Origin of the sequence: Streptococcus anginosus subsp. whileyi MAS624, assembly GCF_000478925.1 — a bacterium.
Lineage (GTDB): Bacteria > Bacillota > Bacilli > Lactobacillales > Streptococcaceae > Streptococcus > Streptococcus whileyi.
In genome coordinates this window covers 1,466,617-1,490,116 of record NZ_AP013072.1, presented here as the reverse complement: position 1 = coordinate 1,490,116, position 23,500 = coordinate 1,466,617, and the positions used below count along the sequence as shown (strand labels likewise).

Annotated in this window: 20 protein-coding genes and 1 pseudogene; 19 read left to right on the top strand and 2 right to left on the bottom strand. The window is 34.9% G+C overall.

Annotation, left to right across the window (positions count from 1 at the left end; all coding sequences use genetic code 11):
* Window positions 1-21 precede the first annotated feature (21 nt).
* The 14 genes from ANG_RS07565 (at window position 22) to ANG_RS07500 (ending at window position 15,499) form a co-directional block, all read left to right on the top strand.
* On the top strand, window positions 22-717 hold the full coding sequence (locus ANG_RS07565; protein WP_003037460.1) for a glycosyltransferase family 2 protein: 696 nt from the start codon (window positions 22-24) through the stop codon (window positions 715-717).
* 7 nt (window positions 718-724) lie between these two features.
* Window positions 725-1,066 carry a DUF2304 domain-containing protein gene (locus ANG_RS07560; RefSeq protein WP_003037340.1) on the top strand — a complete coding sequence of 114 codons (342 nt, stop codon included), beginning with the start codon at window positions 725-727 and terminating at the stop codon, window positions 1,064-1,066.
* The gene (locus ANG_RS07555; RefSeq protein ID WP_003037519.1) at window positions 1,050-2,330 is read left to right on the top strand and encodes a lipopolysaccharide biosynthesis protein; all 1,281 of its coding nucleotides are present in this window, start codon (window positions 1,050-1,052) and stop codon (window positions 2,328-2,330) included. Before ANG_RS07560 ends, ANG_RS07555 begins: the two co-directional genes overlap by 17 nt.
* Window positions 2,323-3,468, top strand: coding sequence for a glycosyltransferase (locus tag ANG_RS07550; protein WP_025271872.1), 1,146 nt, complete (start codon window positions 2,323-2,325; stop codon window positions 3,466-3,468). The genes ANG_RS07555 and ANG_RS07550 overlap by 8 nt, the downstream gene beginning before the upstream one ends.
* Before the next feature lie 6 nt (window positions 3,469-3,474).
* Window positions 3,475-4,980 (top strand): DUF2142 domain-containing protein, encoded by a 1,506-nt coding sequence (locus ANG_RS07545; RefSeq protein ID WP_003037414.1) that lies wholly within the window; start codon window positions 3,475-3,477, stop codon window positions 4,978-4,980.
* A 186-nt stretch (window positions 4,981-5,166) separates the two neighbouring features.
* Window positions 5,167-6,093, top strand: coding sequence for a glycosyltransferase family 2 protein (locus ANG_RS07540; protein WP_003037462.1), 927 nt, complete (start codon window positions 5,167-5,169; stop codon window positions 6,091-6,093).
* A gap of 72 nt (window positions 6,094-6,165) precedes the next feature.
* Window positions 6,166-7,017: a dTDP-4-dehydrorhamnose reductase gene (gene rfbD, locus ANG_RS07535; protein WP_003025193.1), complete on the top strand. Its 852-nt coding sequence runs from the start codon at window positions 6,166-6,168 to the stop codon at window positions 7,015-7,017.
* Window positions 7,018-7,119: 102 nt separating this feature from the next.
* Window positions 7,120-8,268 carry a beta 1-4 rhamnosyltransferase Cps2T gene (gene cps2T, locus ANG_RS07530; RefSeq protein ID WP_003037254.1) on the top strand — a complete coding sequence of 383 codons (1,149 nt, stop codon included), beginning with the start codon at window positions 7,120-7,122 and terminating at the stop codon, window positions 8,266-8,268.
* A complete protein-coding gene (locus ANG_RS07525) occupies window positions 8,265-9,200 on the top strand; it encodes a glycosyltransferase family 2 protein (RefSeq protein WP_003037440.1) in 936 nt (311 codons plus the stop codon). The genes cps2T and ANG_RS07525 overlap by 4 nt, the downstream gene beginning before the upstream one ends.
* Window positions 9,201-9,202: 2 nt before the next feature.
* Window positions 9,203-10,006, top strand: coding sequence for an ABC transporter permease (locus ANG_RS07520; RefSeq protein WP_003037475.1), 804 nt, complete (start codon window positions 9,203-9,205; stop codon window positions 10,004-10,006).
* Window positions 10,006-11,217 (top strand): ABC transporter ATP-binding protein, encoded by a 1,212-nt coding sequence (locus ANG_RS07515; protein ID WP_003037426.1) that lies wholly within the window; start codon window positions 10,006-10,008, stop codon window positions 11,215-11,217. Before ANG_RS07520 ends, ANG_RS07515 begins: the two co-directional genes overlap by 1 nt.
* Before the next feature lie 17 nt (window positions 11,218-11,234).
* Window positions 11,235-12,632, top strand: coding sequence for a glycosyltransferase family 2 protein (locus tag ANG_RS07510; protein WP_003037479.1), 1,398 nt, complete (start codon window positions 11,235-11,237; stop codon window positions 12,630-12,632).
* On the top strand, window positions 12,629-14,392 hold the full coding sequence (locus ANG_RS07505; protein WP_003037304.1) for a rhamnan synthesis F family protein: 1,764 nt from the start codon (window positions 12,629-12,631) through the stop codon (window positions 14,390-14,392). Before ANG_RS07510 ends, ANG_RS07505 begins: the two co-directional genes overlap by 4 nt.
* Window positions 14,393-14,674: 282 nt before the next feature.
* A complete protein-coding gene (locus ANG_RS07500; protein WP_148290569.1) occupies window positions 14,675-15,499 on the top strand; it encodes an LTA synthase family protein in 825 nt (274 codons plus the stop codon).
* A 22-nt stretch (window positions 15,500-15,521) separates the two neighbouring features.
* On the opposite strand, the gene ANG_RS07495 is transcribed toward ANG_RS07500, so the two are convergent.
* Window positions 15,522-16,457 carry an IS30 family transposase gene (locus tag ANG_RS07495; RefSeq protein ID WP_020999450.1) on the bottom strand — a complete coding sequence of 312 codons (936 nt, stop codon included), beginning with the start codon at window positions 16,455-16,457 and terminating at the stop codon, window positions 15,522-15,524.
* A 119-nt stretch (window positions 16,458-16,576) separates the two neighbouring features.
* Between ANG_RS07495 and ANG_RS07490 the strand changes: the two are divergent.
* Window positions 16,577-17,919: pseudogene (locus ANG_RS07490) on the top strand (LTA synthase family protein); the annotation flags it as partial.
* 369 nt (window positions 17,920-18,288) lie between these two features.
* Here ANG_RS07490 and ANG_RS07485 read toward each other — a convergent pair.
* Window positions 18,289-19,371 (bottom strand): M24 family metallopeptidase, encoded by a 1,083-nt coding sequence (locus ANG_RS07485; RefSeq protein ID WP_003034946.1) that lies wholly within the window; start codon window positions 19,369-19,371, stop codon window positions 18,289-18,291.
* A gap of 264 nt (window positions 19,372-19,635) precedes the next feature.
* On the opposite strand from ANG_RS07485, the gene ccpA reads away from it, so the two are divergent.
* The 4 genes from ccpA to ANG_RS07465 all read left to right on the top strand — a co-directional run bounded on the left by ccpA (window position 19,636) and on the right by ANG_RS07465 (window position 23,492).
* Window positions 19,636-20,640 carry a catabolite control protein A gene (gene ccpA / locus ANG_RS07480; RefSeq protein ID WP_003035075.1) on the top strand — a complete coding sequence of 335 codons (1,005 nt, stop codon included), beginning with the start codon at window positions 19,636-19,638 and terminating at the stop codon, window positions 20,638-20,640.
* Between the two features lie 179 nt (window positions 20,641-20,819).
* Window positions 20,820-21,818, top strand: a complete 999-nt coding sequence (locus tag ANG_RS07475) for an LTA glycolipid anchor biosynthesis glycosyltransferase, IagA/BgsA family (RefSeq protein WP_020999537.1) — start codon at window positions 20,820-20,822, stop codon at window positions 21,816-21,818.
* Window position 21,819: 1 nt separating this feature from the next.
* Entirely contained in the window at window positions 21,820-23,133 is a 1,314-nt protein-coding gene (locus tag ANG_RS07470) for a glycosyltransferase family 4 protein (RefSeq protein WP_003035045.1), read from the top strand.
* A 26-nt stretch (window positions 23,134-23,159) separates the two neighbouring features.
* On the top strand, window positions 23,160-23,492 hold the full coding sequence (locus tag ANG_RS07465; protein WP_003035050.1) for a hypothetical protein: 333 nt from the start codon (window positions 23,160-23,162) through the stop codon (window positions 23,490-23,492).
* Window positions 23,493-23,500: the final 8 nt, after the last annotated feature.

Genomic DNA, 23,500 nt, shown 5'->3' with positions numbered 1-23,500 from the left:
TTTGAAGGAGAATGAGATTAAGTGAAATCTTCGGATTTATTGATTATTATACCTGCCTACAATGAAGAAGGCTCTATTGAGAATGTTGTCAACAATATCATCAGGAATTATTCACAGTATGATTATGTGATTATCAATGACGGTTCAAAAGATAGAACATCAGCCATTTGCCATGCAAACAGTTATAATATTGTGGATTTGCCGGTCAATTTAGGATTGGCAGGCGCATTTCAAACAGGACTTAGATATGCTTATGAGCAAGGCTATAAAAAGGCAGTGCAGTTTGACGCAGATGGTCAACATTTGTCTGAGTATATCTCAGTTTTAGAAGCAAAAATGAACGAAGGCTATGAAATGGTTATTGGATCTCGTTTTGTGACGGAAAAGCGCGAAACGTCTTTGCGGATGATGGGGAATATTCTCATTAGTGCAGCCATTAAATTAACCACAGGAAAGACAATCAACGATCCAACCTCTGGTATGCGGATGTTTTCTGAAGGACTTATCAAAGAATTTGCTCTTAATATCAATTATGGACCTGAGCCAGATACCGTCTCATATCTAATTCGTCATGGTGTGAAAGTAGCAGAAGCCCAAGTGCGAATGGAAGAGAGACAAGCTGGTGAGAGTTATCTGACACTTTCTCGCTCTATTCAATATATGACGCATATGTTTGTATCTATCTTGATTATTCAGAATTTCAGAAAGAGAGGGTAGACATTAAATGACTATTTGGTTTCAAATTGTATTGATTTTTGTCTCTATTATGACTTGTGCCTTTATTTTACGTAGCATTCGAAAATCACAAGTTCAAATCAACGACGCTATATTTTGGGTGTTTTTCTCTTTAATTCTATTAGTATTTAGCATTTTCCCAGGTCTAGCAGAAGCTATCGCAAGTGCATTAGGAATTGTATCAGCAGTCAATTTTATCTTTTTATTTGTCATTTTCTTATTGCTCATCAATCAATTCCAACTTACTCTTAGATTATCTAAATTAGATACGAAATTTAAAAATTTAGTTCAAACAATCGCACTGAGGGAGAAAGATGAAAATAAAAACTAATCCTTCTGCTAAAGAGATTTATTTTTGGAATTTACTGGGGAATTTAGCAGCTTCAGGAGTTTCTGTCCTTTATCTACTGATTGTAACAAGATTAACTTCTGCCAAAGTAGCAGACCAATTTAGCTTGGCGAATTCCATTGGGACTCTTTGGATTGTTATCGGACTTTTCCAAGTCAGAAATTATCAAGGAACGGATGTGAATCAAAAGCATTCTTTCATAGGATATTTTCAAACTAGGTTGATAACAATTTTAGCGATGTTGGTCACATTGTATCCCTATTTATATATTGTCGGAGAAGGCCGTTATTCTTTTGAAACGATTTTACTGACATTTTTAATGATTTTGTATCGTATGTGGGATGCGGTATCTGATTTATTTCAAGGCTTATTTCAACAAAGAGAACGTATGGATATAGCTGGGAAAACAATGTTTTACCGTTATTCCACTAGTGTAGTTGTCCTGTTTCTTAGTATTTTGCTTTCGAAGTCTGTGATTGTAGGTTTATTTTCTTTAGTCATTTGGAATGGCTTAGTTATCATTTTTTATGAAACCAGTTTTCTTAAATATTTTGAAACGATTCAATGGAAAGAACTCTTCTCTAGCAATTACAAAAAAGATATAAAAGATATTTTTTTGGCTTGTTGGCCATTATTTGTGAATGGATTTATTTTATTATATATTTTAAACGAGCCTAAGATTATTATTGAAAAAGGCCTAAATCAAGGAGTTTTGCAGACTGGCATGCAACGTGATTTTAACATTCTTTTTATGCCTGTTTTTTTTATGAGTCTCATCATTTTAATGGTTAGACCCCTAATAACCCAAATGGCTATTTTGTGGAATCAAGAGAAGTATGCTGAATTTTCTCTAATTGTAAAAAAGCTCTTGTTCTATTTATTTATAGGTGGGATAGTCATTACGGTGGTAGCTTACTTCGTAGGCACCCCAATTCTTAGTTTGGTATTTGGAGTGGCATTATCACAATATACCCTTCCTTTTGCAATTCTAATCTTTGCAGGAGTTTTATATGCCTTAGCCATTGTTTTTGAAAATATTCTAACCATTATTCGGAAACAACATCTACTGGTAGGTTTATATATCATTTTGTTAATTATCACAAAATTGGTCACAGAGCCATTTATTTATCAAAAAGGTATGCTTGGTGCAACAATTAGTTTTTTTATTGTGATGTTTACTTATGTTATTGGGAACGGGTTAATGTATCTATTTGCTATACATAGAAAGAGAATGAAAAATGAATAGAGATATTATTTTTGTAACGCACCATCTTGGAGGACTTGGAGGTGTACAAAGAGTTGTAGATCAACTGGCTGAAAGTTTTGCAACTGACGGAAATAGAGTAACTGTATTTGGTTGTGGTGTTCAAGCAGGTGAAAGTTATCAGAAAACATCAAAAAATTATGAAGAAGTATTGTTATATTCTCAAGACATCTTCTTTCAAAAACCTTGGATCTTTTTCCAGGAAAAATTTATTAATAAAAAATTAGAAAAGAATTTGATTCAAGTCTTAGATAGGGCTAAAGATCCTATTGTTATTCTTGCAAATCCAAGTGTTTATTTATTGATGGAAAAAGTGATAAAATCTTACTCGAATCAAGCTATTTTTATTGGCCAAATGCATAGTTCAGCTGATTTTGTTTTTGACTCAAAGGGTCTTTACTCTATTTATCCTTATATTATTAAACACAAATATCCTAAATTAGATAAAATACTTTTTCTATCAAGCGATTATTCTAAAAAAATTAGTGAAGCCTATCATATACCTTTTAAAAAAATGGAAGCAATTGCTAATCCGTTGCCTCGTTATATCAACATTTCTAATATCGAAGACATCTTTGATAAATCTACCATTTCATTTGTTGGACGATTGGATCCAGTTAAGCAAATTGATCATATTATTTTAGCTTTTTCTAAAATTCAACAATGTTTTCCTGATGTCACTTTGGAAATCTACGGCGAGGGGAGTGAGAGACAAAAGTTAGAAGCTTTAATCAATTCACTTTCTCTAGAAGAGTTTGTTAAACTGAAAGGGCGAACAAGTAAAGTTTTAGAAGTTTATAAAAAGTCATACTTTACTCTATTAACGTCAAAATCTGAAGCTTTTCCAATGTCTGTTGTAGAATCTATTATAGCTGGAACTCCGGCAATAACCTATAATTGTAGTCAAGGTGTTGAGGAGATTCAATCTGCTACTCCAGAATTACTAGTAAACAATTCTGTTGAAGAGTTAGCTGATAAAATGAAATTTTATTTGCAAAATCCTCATCTATTAGAAGGACTTGCCCTGAAGGGAAGGGAACATATTATCGATTCTTATTCAGAGGATAAAATTTTAAATCAATGGTATCGTCTGTTTGAAGAACTAGACAAGGAAAAGTAGAAAACGATGGAAAAAAGATTATCTAAATTTTCACATTCTTTTCTTAAAGAATTATATGAAAAGAAATATTATTTAATTGCTATTTGGGTAACATTGATTGTAACTTATGTATACTTTGATGGCCATTTGGAGGTTCTTCCGAAGAGAACTTTTCTACTGTTGGGTATTTCCTTAAGTGCTCTTTTATTCCTAAAAGGAAAAGTGTATAATAAGGTTTTTTCTATTATCATGCTGACAGGGACCTTCTTTTGTTTTTATACTCCTGTAATGGATTCACCAGATGAAAACTTTCATTATTCAAGAGCCTTATATATCAGTGAAGGTCATCTCTATTTACCGAGTAATAAACAAGAATTATTAGTCTCATCAGACATCTCCGATGTTGAGACGGTTTTTAAAAAACCTTTGGCGAATACTGATCTAGGGAGAAAAGAAGTGTCTTCTAAAAAAGTTCAGTATAATAATTTAGCTAATACAAATGGATATTCTTTTGTAAGTTATTTGCCACAAACCTTGGGGATATTAATAGCAAAGGTATTTCATTTAAGTATTTTTGCCTCAATTTTACTAGGTAGATTTTTTAACCTATTAACTTTTGCTCTCCTATGTAGATTTGCTATTAAGAAATCCGGTCCACGTCAACAAATCTTTGGTATTTTAGCAATTGTACCGATCAATATTTATATTGCAGCCTCCTTTAACCAAGATGCAATGGCCAATGGCCTTATATTTTTGGCAATTGGTATATTTTATTCCTTTTTGGATAAGAAGAAGGTTGATTATAAAGATTTACTGATCTATTTCTGCTTATCTGTATTAATAGCCTTATCTAAATTACCGTATGTATTATTAATTGGTTTGCTTTTATTCATCCCTAAAGAGAAGATGTCTCAGAAGAAGTACTTAACTACAGTCTTATTAATAGGAATTGCTGCCTTTTATAGTTTACTGTGGTTAAAAATAACAAGTGGACTAAACTTAAATGTTATTCATGTAAATCCAATAGAAAAAATTAAGTATACGATTGAAAATATGCCTGAGTTTATTCGAATGATGGTAAAAGAGGGTGTAAACTTTATTCCTTTTAAACTTCAGTCTCTCTTTACTTTTGGTTGGCTTGCATATGATGTCAAATCTTTTATTTGGTTCTATTTAGTTTTCATTAGTATTGTGATTTTAATTTCTCCTAAAGCGCCTAAAATGAAAAAAATTAGTAAATTGGGTGTCTGGTTAGTTGCATTGGGCATTATCTTTGGCATTCTCATGACTGCCTATTTAATGTGGGGAGAAATAACGGATATGTCTATCAAAGGAATACAAGGAAGGTACTTTTCAGGTGTCTTTGTCTTACTTGCATTGGCTGTCAATGTTTCTGCTCAGCTAATGATTCAAGATAACAATCTCTCCATAAAAGAATACCAAAAAGAAAAGGTTGAAAATTTTTTGTTCTTTGTAGCAACATTATTCATAATGGTGAGTCTGCTAACGACGATCATTCAATATTATCTTTGATATGAGAATACAAATTAGGAAAAACTTTTGCTCTAAGGCGGAAGTTTTTTAAAAATATAATTATAGAGTATTGATTTAATATGTAATAGGAAAATCTTAATTTTTCACTTGGGGATAATACCTATTGGCATTATAATTTGACTTTTCAATAGTGAGACTATACAATAGAACGATAAAGGAGTAACTATGACAATTTCAATCATCGTTCCTTGTTTTAACGAGGAAGAGTCGCTTCCGTTGTTTTATGCGGAAATGGAAAAAATAAAATTTCAGATAAATGATCATTTTGAATACATCTTTGTCAATGACGGCTCAAAAGATAGGACTTTACAAATTCTACGCGACTTAAATCAAGTAGATAAAAGTGTTCATTATCTTTCTTTTTCGAGAAATTTTGGAAAAGAAGCAGCTCTGTATGCGGGTCTCAAACATGCAACTGGTGATTTAGTGACTGTCATGGATGCGGATTTGCAAGATCCTCCGGAACTTTTACTCACAATGAAATTCATGCTGGAGAAGAATCCAGACTTGGATTGTGTAGGGACACGACGGACAACGCGTGATGGGGAGTCACCTATTCGTAGTTTTTTTGCCAATCTTTTTTATAAACTGATTAACAAAATTAGTCAGGTAGAAATGGTAGATGGTGCGCGTGATTTCCGTCTCATGCGCCGACAAATGGTAGATGCTATTTTAGAAGTTTCTGAGTACAATCGTTTTTCTAAAGGGATATTTGCATGGGTTGGGTTTAAAACAGAATATTTGGAATATAAAAATGTGGAACGAGTTGCAGGAAAAACCAGTTGGAGTTTCTGGCAATTATTGAATTATTCTTTAGAAGGGATTATCAACTTTTCAGATGCTCCTTTGACAATAGCTTTTTGGGGAGGTATTGTTGCCTGCTTATTGGCATTTTTCCTTATCATGATTGTCATTATTCGTACCTTGATTTTTGGGGATCCTACAGCTGGCTGGCCTTCTATGGTGTCGATTATTCTTTTTCTAGGTGGTTTTCAGTTGTTGACAATTGGCATTCTTGGTAAATACATTGGAAAAATTTTCATGGAAACCAAAAAAAGACCAATTTACGTGGTTAAAGAGAAGAGCGAGTAGAAAGCAGATTTTTTCTGCTTTTTTTGATATAATGAATTTATTGAATGTTTATTATTCAGAAAGGAATTTCAAATGATTTTAATTACAGGGGCTAACGGACAGCTTGGGACAGAACTTCGTTATCTTTTAGATGAACGCAATGAAGAGTATGTGGCAGTTGATGTAGCAGAAATGGATATTACAAATGCTGAAATGGTAGAGAAGGTTTTTGCAGAAGTGAAGCCAAGTCTTGTCTACCACTGTGCTGCCTATACAGCTGTGGACGCAGCAGAAGATGAAGGAAAAGAACTGGATTATGCAATCAATGTCACAGGAACTGAAAATGTTGCTAAAGCAGCAGAAAAGCATGGTGCAACACTAGTTTACATTTCTACAGACTATGTTTTTGCTGGAGATAAGCCAGTTGGGCAGGAATGGGAAGTAGATGATCAACCAGACCCTCAGACAGAATATGGTCGCACGAAGCGCATGGGAGAGGAATTGGTTGAGAAATATTCTAGCCGTTTCTACATTATCCGCACAGCTTGGGTCTTTGGAAATTATGGAAAGAACTTTGTTTTCACTATGCAGAATTTAGCGAAAACACATAAAACTTTGACTGTTGTGAATGACCAACACGGTCGTCCAACTTGGACACGTACGTTGGCTGAATTTATGACGTACTTAGCAGAAAATCAAAAAGAATTTGGCTATTATCATCTGTCAAATGATGCCACAGAAGATACGACTTGGTATGACTTTGCAGTGGAAATCTTAAAAGATACAGATGTTGAAGTTTTGCCAGTAGACTCTAGTAAGTTTCCAGCGAAAGCGAAGCGACCGCTCAATTCTACCATGAGCCTAGCTAAAGCTAAGGCAACCGGCTTTGTCATCCCAACTTGGCAAGATGCCCTCAAAGAATTTTATAAACAAGGAAAGAAATAAGGTAGAAGCAGCCGAAAGGTTGCTTTTCTATTTTATGTTACACAAACGATTTATAAAGTGATATAATAGATTAGATTGCAAAATCTTGAATTGAGGGAAATCATGAAACATGTATTCATCATCGGAAGTCGTGGCCTTCCTGCTAAATATGGTGGATTTGAAACCTTTGTTGAGAAATTAGTGGAGAACCACATATCTCCTCAAATCCAATACCATGTAGCTTGTTTATCAGATGATGAAGCTTATCATCATTTTGATTACAAAGGCGTAGACTGTTTTACGATTAAAGCACCAAAACTTGGTCCAGCTCGTGTTATTGCTTATGATATGATGGCAATCAACTACGCACTTACATTAGTCAAGCAACAACAGATTGAGCGTCCTATTTTCTATATCCTAGGAAATACAATCGGAGCTTTTATCGCACCTTTTGCTCGAAAAATTCACCATGCTGGTGGTCTCTTTTATATCAATCCTGATGGACTTGAGTGGAAACGCGCTAAGTGGTCTAAGCTCGTTCAAAAGTACCTCAAATATTCTGAGAAAGTGATGACCAAGCATGCCGATTTGGTGATTTCGGACAATCAAGGAATTGAAAGCTATATCCAGAAAGCTTATCCGTGGGCTAAAACCACTTTTATTGCCTATGGAACCGATTTGCGCTTGTCGTCTTTAACTGTTCAGGATGAAAAAGTCCGACACTTTTTTGACACATGGGCAAGTAAAGAAAAAGATTATTATTTGATTGTTGGGCGTTTTGTTCCAGAAAATAACTATGAAATCATCATTCGTGAGTTTATGAAGTCACAGACGCAACGAGACTTGCTGATTGTCTGCAATCATCAAGGCAATGCTTATTTTGAAGAACTACGACAACAAACAAATTTTGACCAAGATGAGCGGATTAAGTTTGTCGGTACTGTTTATGATCAAGAATTATTGAAGTATATTCGCAATCAAGCGTTTGCTTATATTCATGGTCATGAGGTCGGCGGCACCAATCCTGGACTGCTGGAGGCGCTAGCTCAAACAGATTTGAATTTAGTGTTGGGTGTTGACTTTAACCGACAAGTGGCAAAAAAAACAGCCTTTTACTGGGATAAGAAAGAAGATAGCCTAGTTGATCTCCTTCATCAGGTGGATAAACAGTCTGACTTTTCAAATCTAGGTCAAGCTGCGAAAGAAAACATGAAAGAACACTACACTTGGGAAAAAATTGTGGGTGAATACGAGGAATTATTTTTATCATGAAAGTGACCATTCTCATGTCCACCTACAATGGTGAACGGTTTTTAGCAGAACAGATTGAAAGTATTCGGCAGCAGACCTATACAGGCTGGCAACTGTTAATCCGAGATGATGGTTCTAAAGACAGGACGCGTGAGATTATTCAAGATTTTTGTCAAAAAGATAATCGCATTCAGTTTGTGAATCCTGATAGCGTCGAAAATCTTGGTGTTATCAAAAGTTTCTTTTATCTTTTGAAATATCAAACATCAGATGTTTACTTTTTTAGCGACCAGGATGATGTCTGGCTGCCTGAAAAAGTAGAAATGCAGCTAGAAGAAGCGATTAAACACGATACCAGTCAGCCTTTGCTGGTTTACACGGATTTAAAAGTTGTAGATCAAGAGTTAAATGTCGTACATGAAAGTATGATTCGTACACAGTCTGACCATGCAAACACGGAACTGCTCCAAGAATTAACAGAAAATACTGTTACAGGCGGTGTTTCGATGATTAACCAAGCTCTGGCTGACTTATGGACAGGCCAAGAAGCTCATGATCTTCTCATGCATGACTGGTATTTGGCTTTGTTGGCAGCAGCTTTTGGTCATTTAGTCTATATAGACCAACCAAGTGAATTATATCGGCAACATTCCAATAATGTTTTAGGTGCAAGAACCCTCAGAAAAAGAATGCAAAATTGGATTCGCCCGCATATTCTTTTTGCCAAGTATTGGAAATTGATTCAAGACAGCCAAGAACAAGCAAGGAATTTATTAGCCTTGCCTCTGACTGCTCAAAATAAAGAACTGATTGAAAATTTTGTGACAATCATGGAAGTCCCTTTTATGGAGCGTTTGCGCCGTCTTCAAAAATATGGTTATCGAAAAAATCGTGCCTTCCACACTTTTGTCTTTACAACACTCATTCTTACAAAATTTGCTTATAAGGAGTAATGATGGACTTATTTAGTCGAAAAAATATGATTCTCTTACGCGAGATGATTAAAACAGATTTTAAATTACGGTATCAAGGAAGCTTGATTGGGCATTTATGGTCCATTTTGAAGCCCCTTCTAATGTTTACAATTATGTATTTTGTTTTTATTAGATTTCTTCGTTTAGGTGGGAATGTACCTCATTTTGCAGTAGCTCTTCTTTTAGCTAATGTTATCTGGTCTTTTTTTTCAGAAGCGACTTCAATGGGCATGGTTTCAATTGTTACCCGTGGAGATTTACTTCGTAAGCTGAACTTTTCTAAACATATTGTTGTCATTTCAGCGGTAGCAGGCGCAGCTATCAATTTTTCAATTAACCTTATAGTTGTTTTGATTTTTGCGCTTGCTAATGGGGTTCGCTTTACCATTTCTGCTTTATGGCTTCTTCCATTATTTGTAGAATTATTTCTCATTGCAAGTGGTTTAGCCTTTATCTTAGCGACTCTTTTTGTTCGTTTTCGTGATTTATCTCAAATTTGGGAAGTCATGTTACAAGCTGGATTATATGCAACCCCCATTATTTATCCAATTAGTTTTATTGCAGATAAAAATCCTACGGCTGCAAAGCTTGTCATGATGAATCCATTAGCTCAAATTATTCAGGATATGCGTTATTTCCTGATTGATAAGGCAAACACTCCTATTTGGCAAATGATAAATAATAAGTTTATTGTAGCTATTCCATATTTATTGCCATTTCTTATCTTTATAGTTGGCTTTTTGATATTTAATAAAAATGCTAAAAAATTTGCGGAGATTTTATAATGTCAGATAAAAAAATTGCAGTAAAAGTTGATCATGTTAGCAAATATTTTAAACTACCTACAGAAGCGACCAATAGTCTTCGTACAACCTTAGTGAATCGCTTCAGGGGCATTAAGGGGTATAAAGAGCAGCATGTTTTAAAAGATATCAACTTTGAAGTTGAAGAAGGTGACTTCTTTGGGATTGTTGGTCGTAACGGTTCTGGGAAATCAACACTTTTGAAAATTATTTCTCAGATTTATGTTCCTGAAAAGGGCAAAGTCACGGTAAACGGGAAAATGGTTTCCTTTATTGAACTTGGTGTCGGCTTTAACCCAGAATTAACTGGACGTGAAAATGTTTATATGAATGGTGCACTTCTTGGTTTTAGTACTAATGAAATTGATAATATGTATGACGGTATTGTTGAATTTGCAGAACTCGAAGAATTCATGAACCAAAAATTAAAAAACTACTCCAGCGGTATGCAGGTCCGCTTAGCTTTTTCTGTTGCTATCAAGGCACAAGGTGATGTCCTGATTTTGGATGAGGTCTTGGCAGTGGGTGATGAAGCTTTCCAACGCAAGTGTAATGATTACTTCATGGAACGCAAAAAATCAGGCAAGACGACCATTCTGGTCACTCATGATATGGGTGCAGTTAAGAAATATTGTAATAAAGCTGTGTTGATTGAGGATGGTTTAATAAAGGCTTACGGAGAACCGTTTAATGTTGCTAATCAATATAGTTATGACAATACTGAGCAAATTATTGAAAAAGATGAAGTCGAGAATATCAAGGATGAAGTTATCCAAGTTGAAAATGTTAGTGTTAGTCTTCATTCTCCTACTCGTATAACGCCTAACGAAAAGGTATCTTTTACAATTTCTTATGATGTCCTTGAAGATATTCCAACTTATATTGCTTTGTCTTTGACGGATATTGACCGCAATATTTGGATTTATAACGATAATTCAATGGATTTGCCAACATCGGGAACAGGTCATAAGCAAGTAACTTATGAGTGTTCGTTGCCAAATGTTAATAATTTGAAAATGAAATTAGAGGTTACTGTGCGTGATAAAGCAGGACAAATGCTTGGTTTTGCTGATAGTATACAGACACCGATTATTTGGATTAACCGTGATGATATTGCGCCAGATGACAAATCTGCCTTGGATTCTGCTAGTGGTTTAATTCAGCGAAATGGAAATTGGATCTTTAATGATTAAAAGTTGAGGATATAAGCATGCCAAAAGTATCTGTTATTTGTACAAATTACAATAAGGGAAAGTGGATAGCAGATGCTATTGATAGTTTTTTGCGCCAAAAAACCAATTTTGAATTTGAAATTATTCTGGTTGACGATTGTTCTACAGATGAGTCAGTTGATATTATCCGCAATTATGGGCAGTGCTATCCTGATAAAATTCGTACTTTTTTCAATTCTGAAAATCAAGGGATTGCCAAAACTTGGGTTGCTATTTGTAAGGAAGCTCGCGGTCAGTATATTGCCCGTTGTGATGGGGATGATTACTGGATAGACGATGAGAAGTTACAAAAACAGGTTGACTTGTTGGAAACTACACCAAATTCTAAATGGTCTAATACAGAGTTTGATATGGTGGATTCCTTTGGTAGAACAACACAGGCAGATGTCTTTAAAAACCAAGTTATTCCACTATTGACTTCTTACGAAGAGATGCTTGTCTTGAAGGGAATGACCATGGCTTCAACTTGGCTGGTTGATACTGAGCTGATGCGAGAAGTTAATGACCTCATTGATGTTAACACTGCGGACGATACTTTTAACATCCAACTAGAATTATTTCGACGAACTACATTGAGTTTTTTGCCAGACTCGACCACGGTCTATCGAATGGATCCAGAGTCGGATTCGCGCACTCAGAATGATGCTAAACTTCAACAGCGTTTTGAGCGTTTATTGCAAACACAGTTGGAATATTTAAAAAAATATCCTTGTGACTACCAGCGTGCGCTTGAGCTATTACTTAAACAAGATAATCGTTTTGAAATTGCATTGTCTCAAAAAAGTAATCTGATATCACAGATTGATAAGCAGTTTGTGACGATTTATTTTGCATGTGATGATGAAGATTTTAGTCAAGAGCGAGTGCTGAAAATCCCTATGAAGTATCAGGATAGTTTTTCATTTGATTTGCCAGAAGATACAGTGCGGCTGCGAATTGATCTTTCTGAAATTGAAAGCTTTTATAAACGTGTTTCCTTGGTTGTTAATGATTATCAAACAGAAATCTTTCCAAGTTTAACTAATGGTAAGTTAGTTGGTGATTACGTCTTTTTCAATCATCCGGATCCACAATTGATTTATGATATTTCGAAAATTGAAAAGAAAGATTTTACATTAAACTATTCAATGTTTAATGTAGATAATATCACTTCAAATGACTTTGTGGCAAAACTCCTAGCTAAGGATCTTTTTAAAGTATCGCAAGAACTAAAAGAACTTAGTTCTTATAAAGTTCAGTTTGAAATAGCTAGCCAAGAGCGTCTGCACTACAAGCAAGCTCTGGAAGAAATGGTTGTTCGCTATGATTCGGTTATCCATTCACGTCGTTGGATGATTCCAACAAAAATTATCAACTTTTTTAGGAGAAGAAAATGAAGCGTCTGCTTTTATACGTGCATTTTAATAAATATAATCGTGTGAGTTCGCATGTTTATTATCAACTGACACAGATGCGACCACTGTTTTCAAAGGTTGTTTTTATCTCAAATAGCCAAGTTAGCGAGCATGATTATCAGAAATTAGTTGATTTACATTTGATGGATAATTTTATTCAACGTGAAAATGTCGGGTTTGATTTTGCAGCTTGGCGTGATGGCATGACTCATGTCGGCTTTGATGATATTACAACCTATGATGTTGTTACTATCATGAATGATACTTGTTTTGGTCCTCTTTGGGATATTAAAGATTATTATCTCAATTATGAAGCTAACGACCAAGTTGATTTCTGGGGCTTGACCAATAATCGTAGGACAAAAAAATCTCGTCAGACGCAGGGCTTTCCTGAGCATATCCAAAGTTACTTTATTACTTTTAAAAAGCCGGTTATTGCATCTTCGGCTTTTAGAAATTTTTGGGAAAATGTGAAAAATCATACAGATGTCCAAGAAGTTATCAATGATTATGAAACCAAGGTAACAACGACCTTTTTGGCTGCTGGTTTCCGCTACCAGACGGTCTTTGATACAGTTAATGAAGATACAACAGGCATGCTTCATCCTGACTTTTCTTACTATAATCCAACGGCTATTTTAAATCACAAGGTTCCTTTCATAAAGGTTAAAGCGATTGATAATAATCAGCACATAGCCCCCTATCTCTTGGAAGAAATTGCTAAAAAGTCAGATTATCCAGTGGATTTGATTGTTTCACATATGTCTGAAATTAATTTCCCTGATTTTAAGTACCTTTTAGCACGCAAATATATTCAGACAACGGCACCTACTTCTTTGTCAAACAAGAAAATTGGAGTGCATCTGCATGTCTTTTATGTTGATTTGTTAGAAGATTTCCTAAAAGCATTTGAAAACTTCCATTTTGCTTATGATTTATTCATTACAACTGATAATGATACTAAGAAATTAGAAATTGAAGCAATTTTAAATCAGAATCATAAAAATGCTCATATTTTTGTGACAGGTAACATTGGTCGTGATGTTTTACCAATGTTGAAATTGAAAAAATATCTGTCAACTTATGATTATATTGGACATTTTCATACAAAGAAATCTAAGGAAGCTGATTTCTGGGCAGGCGAATCTTGGCGTAACGAATTAATTGATATGTTAATCAAACCTGCTGATAATATCCTTGCTAATTTTGAAAATGATAAGCTAGGCCTTGTTATTTCAGATATTCCAACCTTTTTCAGGTATAATAAAATTGTAGACGCATGGAATGAACACTTAATCGCTCCTGAAATGAATGATTTATGGTACAAAATGAAGATGACTAAGCCAATTGATTTTAATACTTTTCATACTTTTGTTATGAGTTATGGAACTTTTATTTGGTTTAAGTATGATGCATTGAAACCATTATTTGATTTAGATTTGACAGATAAAGATGTTCCTATTGAACCATTACCTCAAAATTCAATTTTACATGCTATCGAAAGATTAATAGTTTATGTTGCCTGGAATGAACATTATGATTTTAGAATTTCTAAAAATAAAATTGAAATAACACCTTTTGTCGATAATAAATTATACAATGAACGTGGCGATAGCGCACCACATACTTATGTGGATTTTACATACATGGGTGGCATAAAAGGAGCCTTCAAATATATCTTTATTGGACCAGCCAGAGCGATTAAATATATTATTAAAAGAATTCTAAATAAAAAGAATTGAGAGTGCTATGAAAAAAATTAAAATTGATTATATCTATTTGGCAGTTATATTTTTTCTTTTTTATATTTTAGGAAATTATAGTTTGATAAGAAGTGATCAAGGAAGTTTAATTACTCGAAAAGTAGAATTTTTTCTGGGATATTACCTGAAAGTTTATACTATTTTTCCATTTTGATATTGGGTCTTTGTGTATTCTTTTGTAAATTTCGTAAAAAATTTTATTTCAAATTAGTACTTATTCATATTATCTATTGTATATTCTCTTATCTTGTTACCATATCAATGAATATTAATAATCCAAACTTTAATATTTGGAGCTTTAACAAAAATCATTTACTGCAATATAAAGGTTTGCTTCCAGTTCTTTTAATTTTAAGTATTTCTATTTTAAGTACATTTATTTATAGGATGATAAGTCCAGGGAAGAGAGGCAAGAAAATAATTGATGTTGATAAACTTACATTTTTATTTTCTACTAATTCACTCTATGAGAATTTTTTCCTTTCTCAATTTTTCCTTTTATTTTGTATTAATGATAGTAAAATAACTTGGGTTATTTCAAATGATGGAATCTTTAATCAGTTTGGAACGGTTTCTTATTTTTTTGAAACATCGTTAGCTATGGTTTTTGTTCTTTTTATCATATATTTGAGTATTCGTGGTATTGAAGATATTGTAAACAATAGAGGGACAGTTTATTCATCAATTGTGGTTAGTATTTTCTTTGGCTTGTTTTTTAATGTACTTATACAAATGAGTATGGGATTGGGTGTTGGTGATTATTGGGGACTTTATACGTTACCGGGTTCGACTAGTTTCCAAATTATAACAATAGCATTACTATCTTTATTTATTTATTTTGTACTCAATAGATTTTTACTAGCTAGCATATTATTAGTTACTATACTTTCAATTTTTGCTTATGCTAATTTTTTGAAATTTCGTATGCGAAGTGAACCAATTTTACCGAGTGATTTAGCTTGGTTGTTATCGCCCAAAGTGCTTTTATCTTTTGTTAGCCCAAATAACATAAAATATCTTGAGATTGTATTATTAGTAGGAGCAAGTCTTTATATTGGCTTGAGAAAATTTCTTTTTAAACGATAAATTGCAAGAATAAGTGCAACATTTACTCGTACTCATCCACTAGAGCTTCACAAGCAGTTCTGTAAGCTAAACATTTTCGTGGTCGGTGATTGATATCATATAAGGCCTTGTTCAAAGCCTCATCAGAGATAGCGGCTAAATCTGTTTTCTTTGGAAAATATTCTCTTAGTAAGCCATTGGCGTTTTCATTGCTTCCTCTCTGCCAGGATGAATAGGCGTCCGCAAAGAAAAAGGAAATTCCTAAATTCTCTACCAGAGGATAGCAGGCAAACTCTTTTCCCCTATCTGAAGTGAAGGTTTTAAGAGCCTCTTTTGGAAATAGCTTATAAAGTTGTTCGATGGCTGAAAACATGGATTTGGCTGTTCTGTCTGGTATCTTGAAAGCTAAGTAAAAGCGCGTTTTTCGCTCCAGAAAGGTCGCTAAACAGCCCTTGCTTTTGCCTCTGGAAGACACCACAGTATCGAGCTCCCAGTGACCAAAGGTCTCACGATTCCTGACCTCTTTAGGACGTTTGGCAATCGATGTGCCAATCCTAAATCTTCCACGTGTTTCTTTAGGTTGTCGAGTTTTTCCTTTACGACGAAGGACACTCAAATCCAGAGCAATCAAACCAGCATAGAGCCAGTTATAGATTGTTTTAAAAGCTACCATCGGCCTTTGTTCAAGCTGATAGCGGCCACAAATCTGTTCAGGCGACCAGGAGGATTTTAAACCGTCCTCAATTTCCTTTTTCAACGTTGGTGTCAAACGAGACTTCCGACCTTTTTGCTTAGCCCTGTGGTCATACTGTTCCTGTGCTAGGGCTGCGGAGTAACCATTTTGGCATCGTCTTAACTCTCTTGAAATGGTAGACTTATGGACGCCAAGTTTACTTGCAATTTGGCAAGGTTTCAAACCTAATTCCAAGTAGGTTTCTATCTTTATTCGGTCGGTTATGGTAAGATGGAAGTAGCTCATAGTTTTTCCTCGGGATTCTGTTTGTGTGGTTACTTACAGTTTACACCAATGAAACGCTATGAGTTTTTTTGTTGCACTATATTTTACAATTTATCAAACAAAATATTTTTTCATCAAAAAGATATCAAATAACATCATTGACTATGATTATTTTAGTATGCTTGTTTGTTCATTTAATATTCTCAAATAAAAAAGATAATAAAATTGTAAATGGTATTCCAATTTTATCTAAAATTAATAATAATCAAGATATTACATGGATGGGAAATACGACTCATGCTCATTTTAAATCTCTAAGTTTTGTTTGGCTTAATCAGCTTACAACCCAAAATATGCAATATCCCAAAGGATATAATCAAGAAAAAATTAAAAGCATTGAAAAAAATACAAATCTTTGACTAATATCATGAATCAATCTCGTAGTGAGGTTATTGAAAAGCAAACAGTAATTTATGTTTTAAGTGAAAGTTTTGCCGACCCTAGGCGCATAGATGGTGTATCTGTTAGTGAAAATCCGATTCCAAATACTGAAGAAATTAAAAATAACGTAACTAGTGGTCTCATGAAATCGGATGGCTATGGTGGTGGAACAGCAAATATGGAGTTTCAGACATTAACAGGTTTGCCTTTTTATAATCTCTCTCAAAGTGTATCTGTAATCTATACTGAAGTTGTTCCAAAAATGAATAAATTTCCTTCGATTAGTGATCAATATAATAAAAGTAATAAAATTGCTATCCATTTAGAAAGCTCAACAAATTATGCACGTAATGTTATTTATGAAAAATTAGGTTTTAAAGATTTTATTACACAAGATACTAAAAATATTAAATATGAAAATGAAGGTTATCATCCAAGTGATGCATCAACTTATCAGTTTGTTTTAAATAATATGAATGATAACGGACAATTCTTTTCTGTTATTTCAATGCAAAATCATTCGCCATGGGCTGAACAAGAACCGAGTGAATTAAAGGCAAGCAACGATAGTTTCTCTAGTGATGAAAATGATCAATTAACTAACTATACTCGTTTATTATACCACACAGACGTGGCCACAAAGGATTTTCTTGATCAACTTTCAAAAATAAATAAAAAAATTACAGTTGTTTTTTATGGAGATCATTTACCAGGGCTTTATCTACAGTCAGCTTTCAAAAATAATCCAGATAGCCAATATTTGACCGACTATTTTGTGTGGAGTAATTATGAGACGCCTAAATTGGACTATCCGATTGTAAATTCAAGTGACTTCACAGCTCTATTATTAGAACAAACCAATTCAAAAGTGTCACCTTATTATGCTTTATTAACAGAAGTTTTACACAAAGCAAGTGTTGATAAAAAAGATTTGGATGAGGAGGGGCGGCAAATTGCGGAAGACCTGAAACTTGTTCAATATGATATGGTGGCGGGTAAAGGCTATTTGTCAAAAGATTTTTTTAAAGTACATAGTGAGTAAAAAGCTATAATAAGTAGCTCTACAAATCTCTATAGTTGGCTAAAAATTCAACTATGGAGTTTTTTCTTATGAAATGAGTTATGAATAGAATATAACAATATGTAAAATTGCTTTTGTCATTATTTTTTGTCGAAAAGAATTCTTCATCTTTTTATGACATGAAAAGAAATTGGCATCAAGAACAATAAAATTTTCTTTGGTATGTTAAAAGTTAAGATGCTTTATAGATTTGAAAACAGATTTAATTACTAAACGAGTTAATTAGTTAATTCGATGATTACAACAAAGTTAGAGTTCAAAATAAAAAGAACCAAAACCAATACAGGCTTCAGTCCTTAAATCAACTATTTTAGCTTCTTTTTCAGTATTTTAATCAAAATAGAGTAAATCTTTGCTTGTACTTGTAAAGACTTCAAAGCCATTTTTGGTGACATGACCGCAGTCTTCGATACGAACGCCAACTTTTCCTGGAATATAAATTCCAGGCTCAACAGAGAAGCACATACCTTCTTCGATAACCATATCGTTTCCTTCCATGATAGATGGAAATTCATGTACGCTCATACCGATACCATGTCCCAGACGATGATTGAAATAATCACCATAACCGGCTTTTTCGATGACTTCGCGTGCTGCGCGGTCTACTTCATGAGCTGTTACTCCGGGCTTGATGAAGTCAAGAGCTGCCCGTTGAGCTTCAAGCGTTAGATTGTAAATGTCTTTTTTAAACTGATCTGGTTTTCCAACAGCAACTGTCCGTGTCATATCGCTGGCATAACCATTGACCATACAGCCAAGGTCAAATAGAAGCAGGGCATTGTTTTCGACTTTGTTTGCACCCGGAATGCCATGCGGATTAGCAGCATTATCACCTGTCAAAACCATAGTCTCAAAGCTCATCTCATAGCCGAGTTGTTTGATACCAAAGTCAATTTGAGCAATAATATCTGTTTCTGTTTTATCGAGAGAAATAGTATCAAAACCAATCTTAACAGCCTTATCTGCATATTCTCCAGCAACAAACATTTTCTTAATTTCATCGGATGATTTGATGAGACGCATACGATTGATACAAGGTGTTAAGTTTGTAAATTCAGCTTGTTCAAAAACAGTACGCAATCCATTGTATTTTGTCAAAATCAAGTTATCAAATTCAACAGCAATTTTGCGGGCGCTGTCCGCTGGCAAGGCTGCTTTGATTTTTTCCCAAGGATTTTCAGAGTCAATATAGCCCACAACCTTAAAATCAACAATCGCACTAGCGCGATCTACTTCAAGAGCTGGGACAAAGAGTAGTGGTTCATGATTTGTGAAAATAAAAAGAAACATCTGGCGTTCATGAGGGTCGCTATAAAATCCTGTTAAATAATTAATCGTTACAGGATCAGAAACCACGGCAACATCTGTTTTTTCTGTTTCCAGATAAGAAATAATTTGATTTATTTTGGTCATTCTAGTACCTTCTTTCTACTCCTCTATTTTTGCAAAAAAATAAGTAAAAATCAAGAGGACAGTAAGAACTTTTTTGTCGCTTCAAAAATTTCACAGATTGGGTAGATTTTTCTTGTAAAATCATTGATAAAATTGCTAGAAATTTGCCTAAAGAACAAGATTTTTCAAAAAGTTATCAAAATGCTTGAAAGTGTTTCCAATAAGTGATAAAATGAGTTTGGTAGGAATGTGAAAACGATATTTTCAATATAGAAAGGAAGAAGCATGAACACAGACGATACAGTAACCATTTATGATGTCGCGCGTGAAGCGGGAGTTTCAATGGCAACCGTTAGCCGTGTGGTAAATGGAAATAAAAATGTAAAGGAAAATACAAGAAAAAAAGTTTTGGAAGTGATTGACCGCCTTGATTACCGTCCAAATGCGGTGGCGCGTGGTCTTGCTAGCAAAAAGACGACGACTGTTGGAGTTGTCATTCCAAATATCACAAGCAGTTATTTTGCAACGCTTGCAAAAGGAATTGATGATATCGCAGAGATGTACAAATATAATATTGTCTTAGCCAATAGTGATGAAGATGATGACAAAGAAGTTTCTGTTGTTAATACGCTGTTCTCAAAACAAGTAGATGGTATCATTTTTATGGGCTATCATTTAACAGAAAAGATTCGCTCCGAGTTTTCTCGTTCGCGGACGCCAGTTGTGCTTGCAGGCACAGTTGATGTGGAGCATCAATTACCAAGTGTGAATATTGACTATAAGCAAGCGACCATGGATGCAGTTGAACGTCTTACGAAAAATAATCAAAAAATTGCTTTTGTAAGCGGACCTTTGGTGGATGATATCAATGGTAAGATTCGTTTAGCTGGTTACAAAGAAGCTTTGAAGAAAGCTAAACTTACTTATAGTGAAGGATTGGTTTTTGAGTCAAAATACAGCTATGATGATGGTTATCAATTAGCAGAACGGGTCATTGCTTCTAAAGCTACAGCAGCTTTTGTGACTGGTGATGAACTGGCAGCTGGATTGTTAAATGGATTATCAGACAAAGGTGTAAATGTACCAGAAGATTTTGAAATCATCACTAGCGATGATTCACAGGTAGCACGCTTTACCCGTCCAAATTTGACGACTATTGGTCAGCCTTTGTATGACCTTGGTGCGATTAGTATGCGCATGCTGACTAAGATTATGCACAAGGAAGAGTTGGAAGAACGTGAAGTGGTATTAGCTCATGGTCTTATTGAGCGCCGTTCAATAAGAAAGTAAGTAGAGTTAGACAGAACTTGAAATTTTCAATTTTAAGTTCGTTGTCCAATCGTTTTGCTATTCGTTTATTATGAGAATAGTTTATGTCTGAGATGTTATTGTCTCAGACATTTTTGTTTTCAAGAGGCTTTATACCTTTGTGGTTTTATTTTTTCTATCTTTTGGGTATAATAGAAGACATGAAAGTATTACTTTATTTAGAAGGCAAGGCAGTTTTGGAAAAATCAGGCATTGGACGAGCTTTGCAACATCAGATGAAAGCCCTAGATTTGGCTGGGATTCCCTACACGACAGATCCTTCAGGAGATTATGATGTAGTGCATATCAATACCTATGGACCTAGGAGTTTGCGACTTTTGCACAAAGCAAAAAAGCAAGGAAAAAAAGTGATTATGCATGGGCATTCAACGAAGGAAGATTTTTGCAATTCGTTTATTGGGTCAAATCTTTTTGCCTCTGCTTTTGGGAAATATCTAGCTCACATGTATCAAATGGCGGATTATATCATTACACCGTCTGAATACTCCAAAAAGTTGATTCAGGGCTATGGCGTGACAACACCAATTGTGGCTGTTTCTAATGGGATTGACCTTCATAAATATCAAAAAGATCCACATAAAGAAGAAGTATTTAGAAAACATTTTCATATCCAAGAAGGAGATAAGGTGGTTGTTTGTGCGGGACTTTATTTCAGACGCAAGGGAATAGAAGACTTTGTAGAGGTAGCACGCAGAATGCCAGATGTTCGCTTTATTTGGCTGGGCAGTATTAACAAGTGGATCATTCCTCGGAAAATCAGAAATCTTGTGCTTTTTAATCATCCTAAAAATGTTGAATTCCCGGGTTATTTTAAAGGTGCCGTTTTTGAGGGAGCTATGAGTGGTAGCAGTCTTTTCTTTTTCCCAAGTTATGAGGAGACAGAAGGGATTGTAGTGCTAGAGGCGTTGGCTAGTCATCAACATGTCGTTTTACGGGATATTCCTGTATATGAGGGCTGGATTGATGAGCAATCAGCTGAATTGGGGCATAATGTAGATGAATTTGTAGACTCTATCCAAAAGATTTTGGATGGTAAAGTAGATAAGCGAGAAGCTGGCTATAAGGTAGCGCAGAGTCGTTCAATTGATGATGTGGCTTATAAACTTGTGGATGCTTATCAAGAAGTATTGGAGATGTAGCATGCGAATTGGTCTTTTTACGGATACGTATTTTCCTCAAGTTTCTGGAGTGGCAACGAGTATTCGTACTTTGAAAACAGAATTAGAAAAGCTTGGACATACTGTTTTTATTTTTACAACGACAGATAAGGATGTCAATCGTTATGAGGATTGGCAGATTATTCGAATTCCCAGCGTGCCGTTTTTTGCCTTTAAAGATCGGCGAATTGCTTATCGCGGTTTTTCAACGGCTTTAGAGATTGCTCGCCAATATCAATTGGATATTATTCATACCCAGACTGAATTTTCTTTGGGTTTATTAGGTGTTTGGATTGCAAAGGAGCTGCGAATTCCAGTTGTTCATACTTATCATACACAGTATGAGGATTATGTACATTATATTGCTAAAGGCATGGTCATTCGTCCTAGTATGGTCAAATACATTGTTCGCGGTTTTATGAGTGATTTAGACGGTGTGATTTGTCCGAGCGAGATTGTTTATGACTTGCTCATGAAATACAAAGTAAAAGTAGAAAAACGTGTTATTCCGACTGGAATTGAGTTGGCCAAATTTGAACGTCCAGAAATTACTAGTGAGAACATTGCTGATTTACGGGGAAAATTAGGCATTTCAAATCAAGAAACTATGTTGCTTAGTTTATCACGTGTTTCGTATGAAAAAAATATTCAGGCAGTTTTGGCTGCTCTGCCGGCTGTTTTAGAAGAAAATCCAGATGTGAAATTAGTAGTGGCAGGAGATGGACCGTATTTATCTGACTTAAAAGCACAAGCCAAACGCTTGGGTATTACATATGCAGTCGTTTTTACGGGAATGATTGCGCCAAGTGAGACCGCATTGTATTATAAAGCAGCGGACTTCTTTATTTCCGCTTCAACGAGTGAGACGCAGGGCTTGACGTATTTAGAAAGCCTAGCTAGTGGCACTCCAATTATTGCGCATGGAAATCCTTATCTAGACAATGTTATCAATGATAAAATGTTTGGAACGCTTTATTATGAAGAACGTGATTTGGCGGGAGCCATTTTGGAAGCTGTTATTGCAACACCAGACTTGGATGAAAAGAGTCTTGCTACAAAATTATACGAAATCTCTGCTGAAAACTTCGGCCGTCGTGTCTATGAATTTTATTTGGATTTAACCATTTCAAAAGATTTCAACAATGATTTATATCCGGAGGAATCTGTTAGTAAGCGATTAGCGAAATCTGTCATTTATCTTCCCAAAAAAGCGATTGCCCTTCCTGTAAATGGATCAGCGCGAATGTTTAAAGCATCTAAACGACAAATCAAAAATATACAGAAATACCTGAAATAAAATTCCAAAACTAGCGAGGTGGGAAAATGAAACGCGATATTCCTTTTTTAGCCGTACTACTCTTTTTCTATTTGTTATTTTATGGAATTGTTTACGTGATACCGATGGACGAATTGTTACGAAAGGGATTGGTGGTGAATAATGTTTTGATATATTCACCGCTGGCAACATTCCTTGTGGCAACTGTCTATGCGGGATTGTACGGTTTTTCTCGTCGTTTCGTGCTTCTAGCAACGCTCATGTTCTTTGTGACGATTCTGACCTTTGAGGAATGGATTTTACTATATCATGTGGCTTATTTTATCTGTTTATTGTTGGGGACGCTGTTAGGTTATGGAGTATTTCGCTGGAGAAAGTGAGATAAATG

Bases quoted from the DNA above. Each gene is read 5' to 3' on its own strand.
- ANG_RS07510 (WP_003037479.1), top strand. From the start codon at position 11,235: ATGCCAAAAGTATCTGTTATTTGTACAAATTACAATAAGGGAAAGTGG.
- ANG_RS07475 (WP_020999537.1), top strand. From the start codon at position 20,820: ATGAAAGTATTACTTTATTTAGAAGGCAAGGCAGTTTTGGAAAAATCA.
- ANG_RS07505 (WP_003037304.1), top strand. From the start codon at position 12,629: ATGAAGCGTCTGCTTTTATACGTGCATTTTAATAAATATAATCGTGTG.
- ANG_RS07500 (WP_148290569.1), top strand. From the start codon at position 14,675: ATGAATATTAATAATCCAAACTTTAATATTTGGAGCTTTAACAAAAAT.
- ANG_RS07555 (WP_003037519.1), top strand. From the start codon at position 1,050: ATGAAAATAAAAACTAATCCTTCTGCTAAAGAGATTTATTTTTGGAAT.
- ANG_RS07515 (WP_003037426.1), top strand. From the start codon at position 10,006: ATGTCAGATAAAAAAATTGCAGTAAAAGTTGATCATGTTAGCAAATAT.
- ANG_RS07520 (WP_003037475.1), top strand. From the start codon at position 9,203: ATGGACTTATTTAGTCGAAAAAATATGATTCTCTTACGCGAGATGATT.
- ccpA (WP_003035075.1), top strand. From the start codon at position 19,636: ATGAACACAGACGATACAGTAACCATTTATGATGTCGCGCGTGAAGCG.
- ANG_RS07495 (WP_020999450.1), bottom strand. From the start codon at position 16,457: ATGAGCTACTTCCATCTTACCATAACCGACCGAATAAAGATAGAAACC.
- ANG_RS07560 (WP_003037340.1), top strand. From the start codon at position 725: ATGACTATTTGGTTTCAAATTGTATTGATTTTTGTCTCTATTATGACT.
- rfbD (WP_003025193.1), top strand. From the start codon at position 6,166: ATGATTTTAATTACAGGGGCTAACGGACAGCTTGGGACAGAACTTCGT.
- ANG_RS07470 (WP_003035045.1), top strand. From the start codon at position 21,820: ATGCGAATTGGTCTTTTTACGGATACGTATTTTCCTCAAGTTTCTGGA.
- ANG_RS07465 (WP_003035050.1), top strand. From the start codon at position 23,160: ATGAAACGCGATATTCCTTTTTTAGCCGTACTACTCTTTTTCTATTTG.
- ANG_RS07525 (WP_003037440.1), top strand. From the start codon at position 8,265: ATGAAAGTGACCATTCTCATGTCCACCTACAATGGTGAACGGTTTTTA.
- cps2T (WP_003037254.1), top strand. From the start codon at position 7,120: ATGAAACATGTATTCATCATCGGAAGTCGTGGCCTTCCTGCTAAATAT.
- ANG_RS07550 (WP_025271872.1), top strand. From the start codon at position 2,323: ATGAATAGAGATATTATTTTTGTAACGCACCATCTTGGAGGACTTGGA.
- ANG_RS07540 (WP_003037462.1), top strand. From the start codon at position 5,167: ATGACAATTTCAATCATCGTTCCTTGTTTTAACGAGGAAGAGTCGCTT.
- ANG_RS07485 (WP_003034946.1), bottom strand. From the start codon at position 19,371: ATGACCAAAATAAATCAAATTATTTCTTATCTGGAAACAGAAAAAACA.
- ANG_RS07545 (WP_003037414.1), top strand. From the start codon at position 3,475: ATGGAAAAAAGATTATCTAAATTTTCACATTCTTTTCTTAAAGAATTA.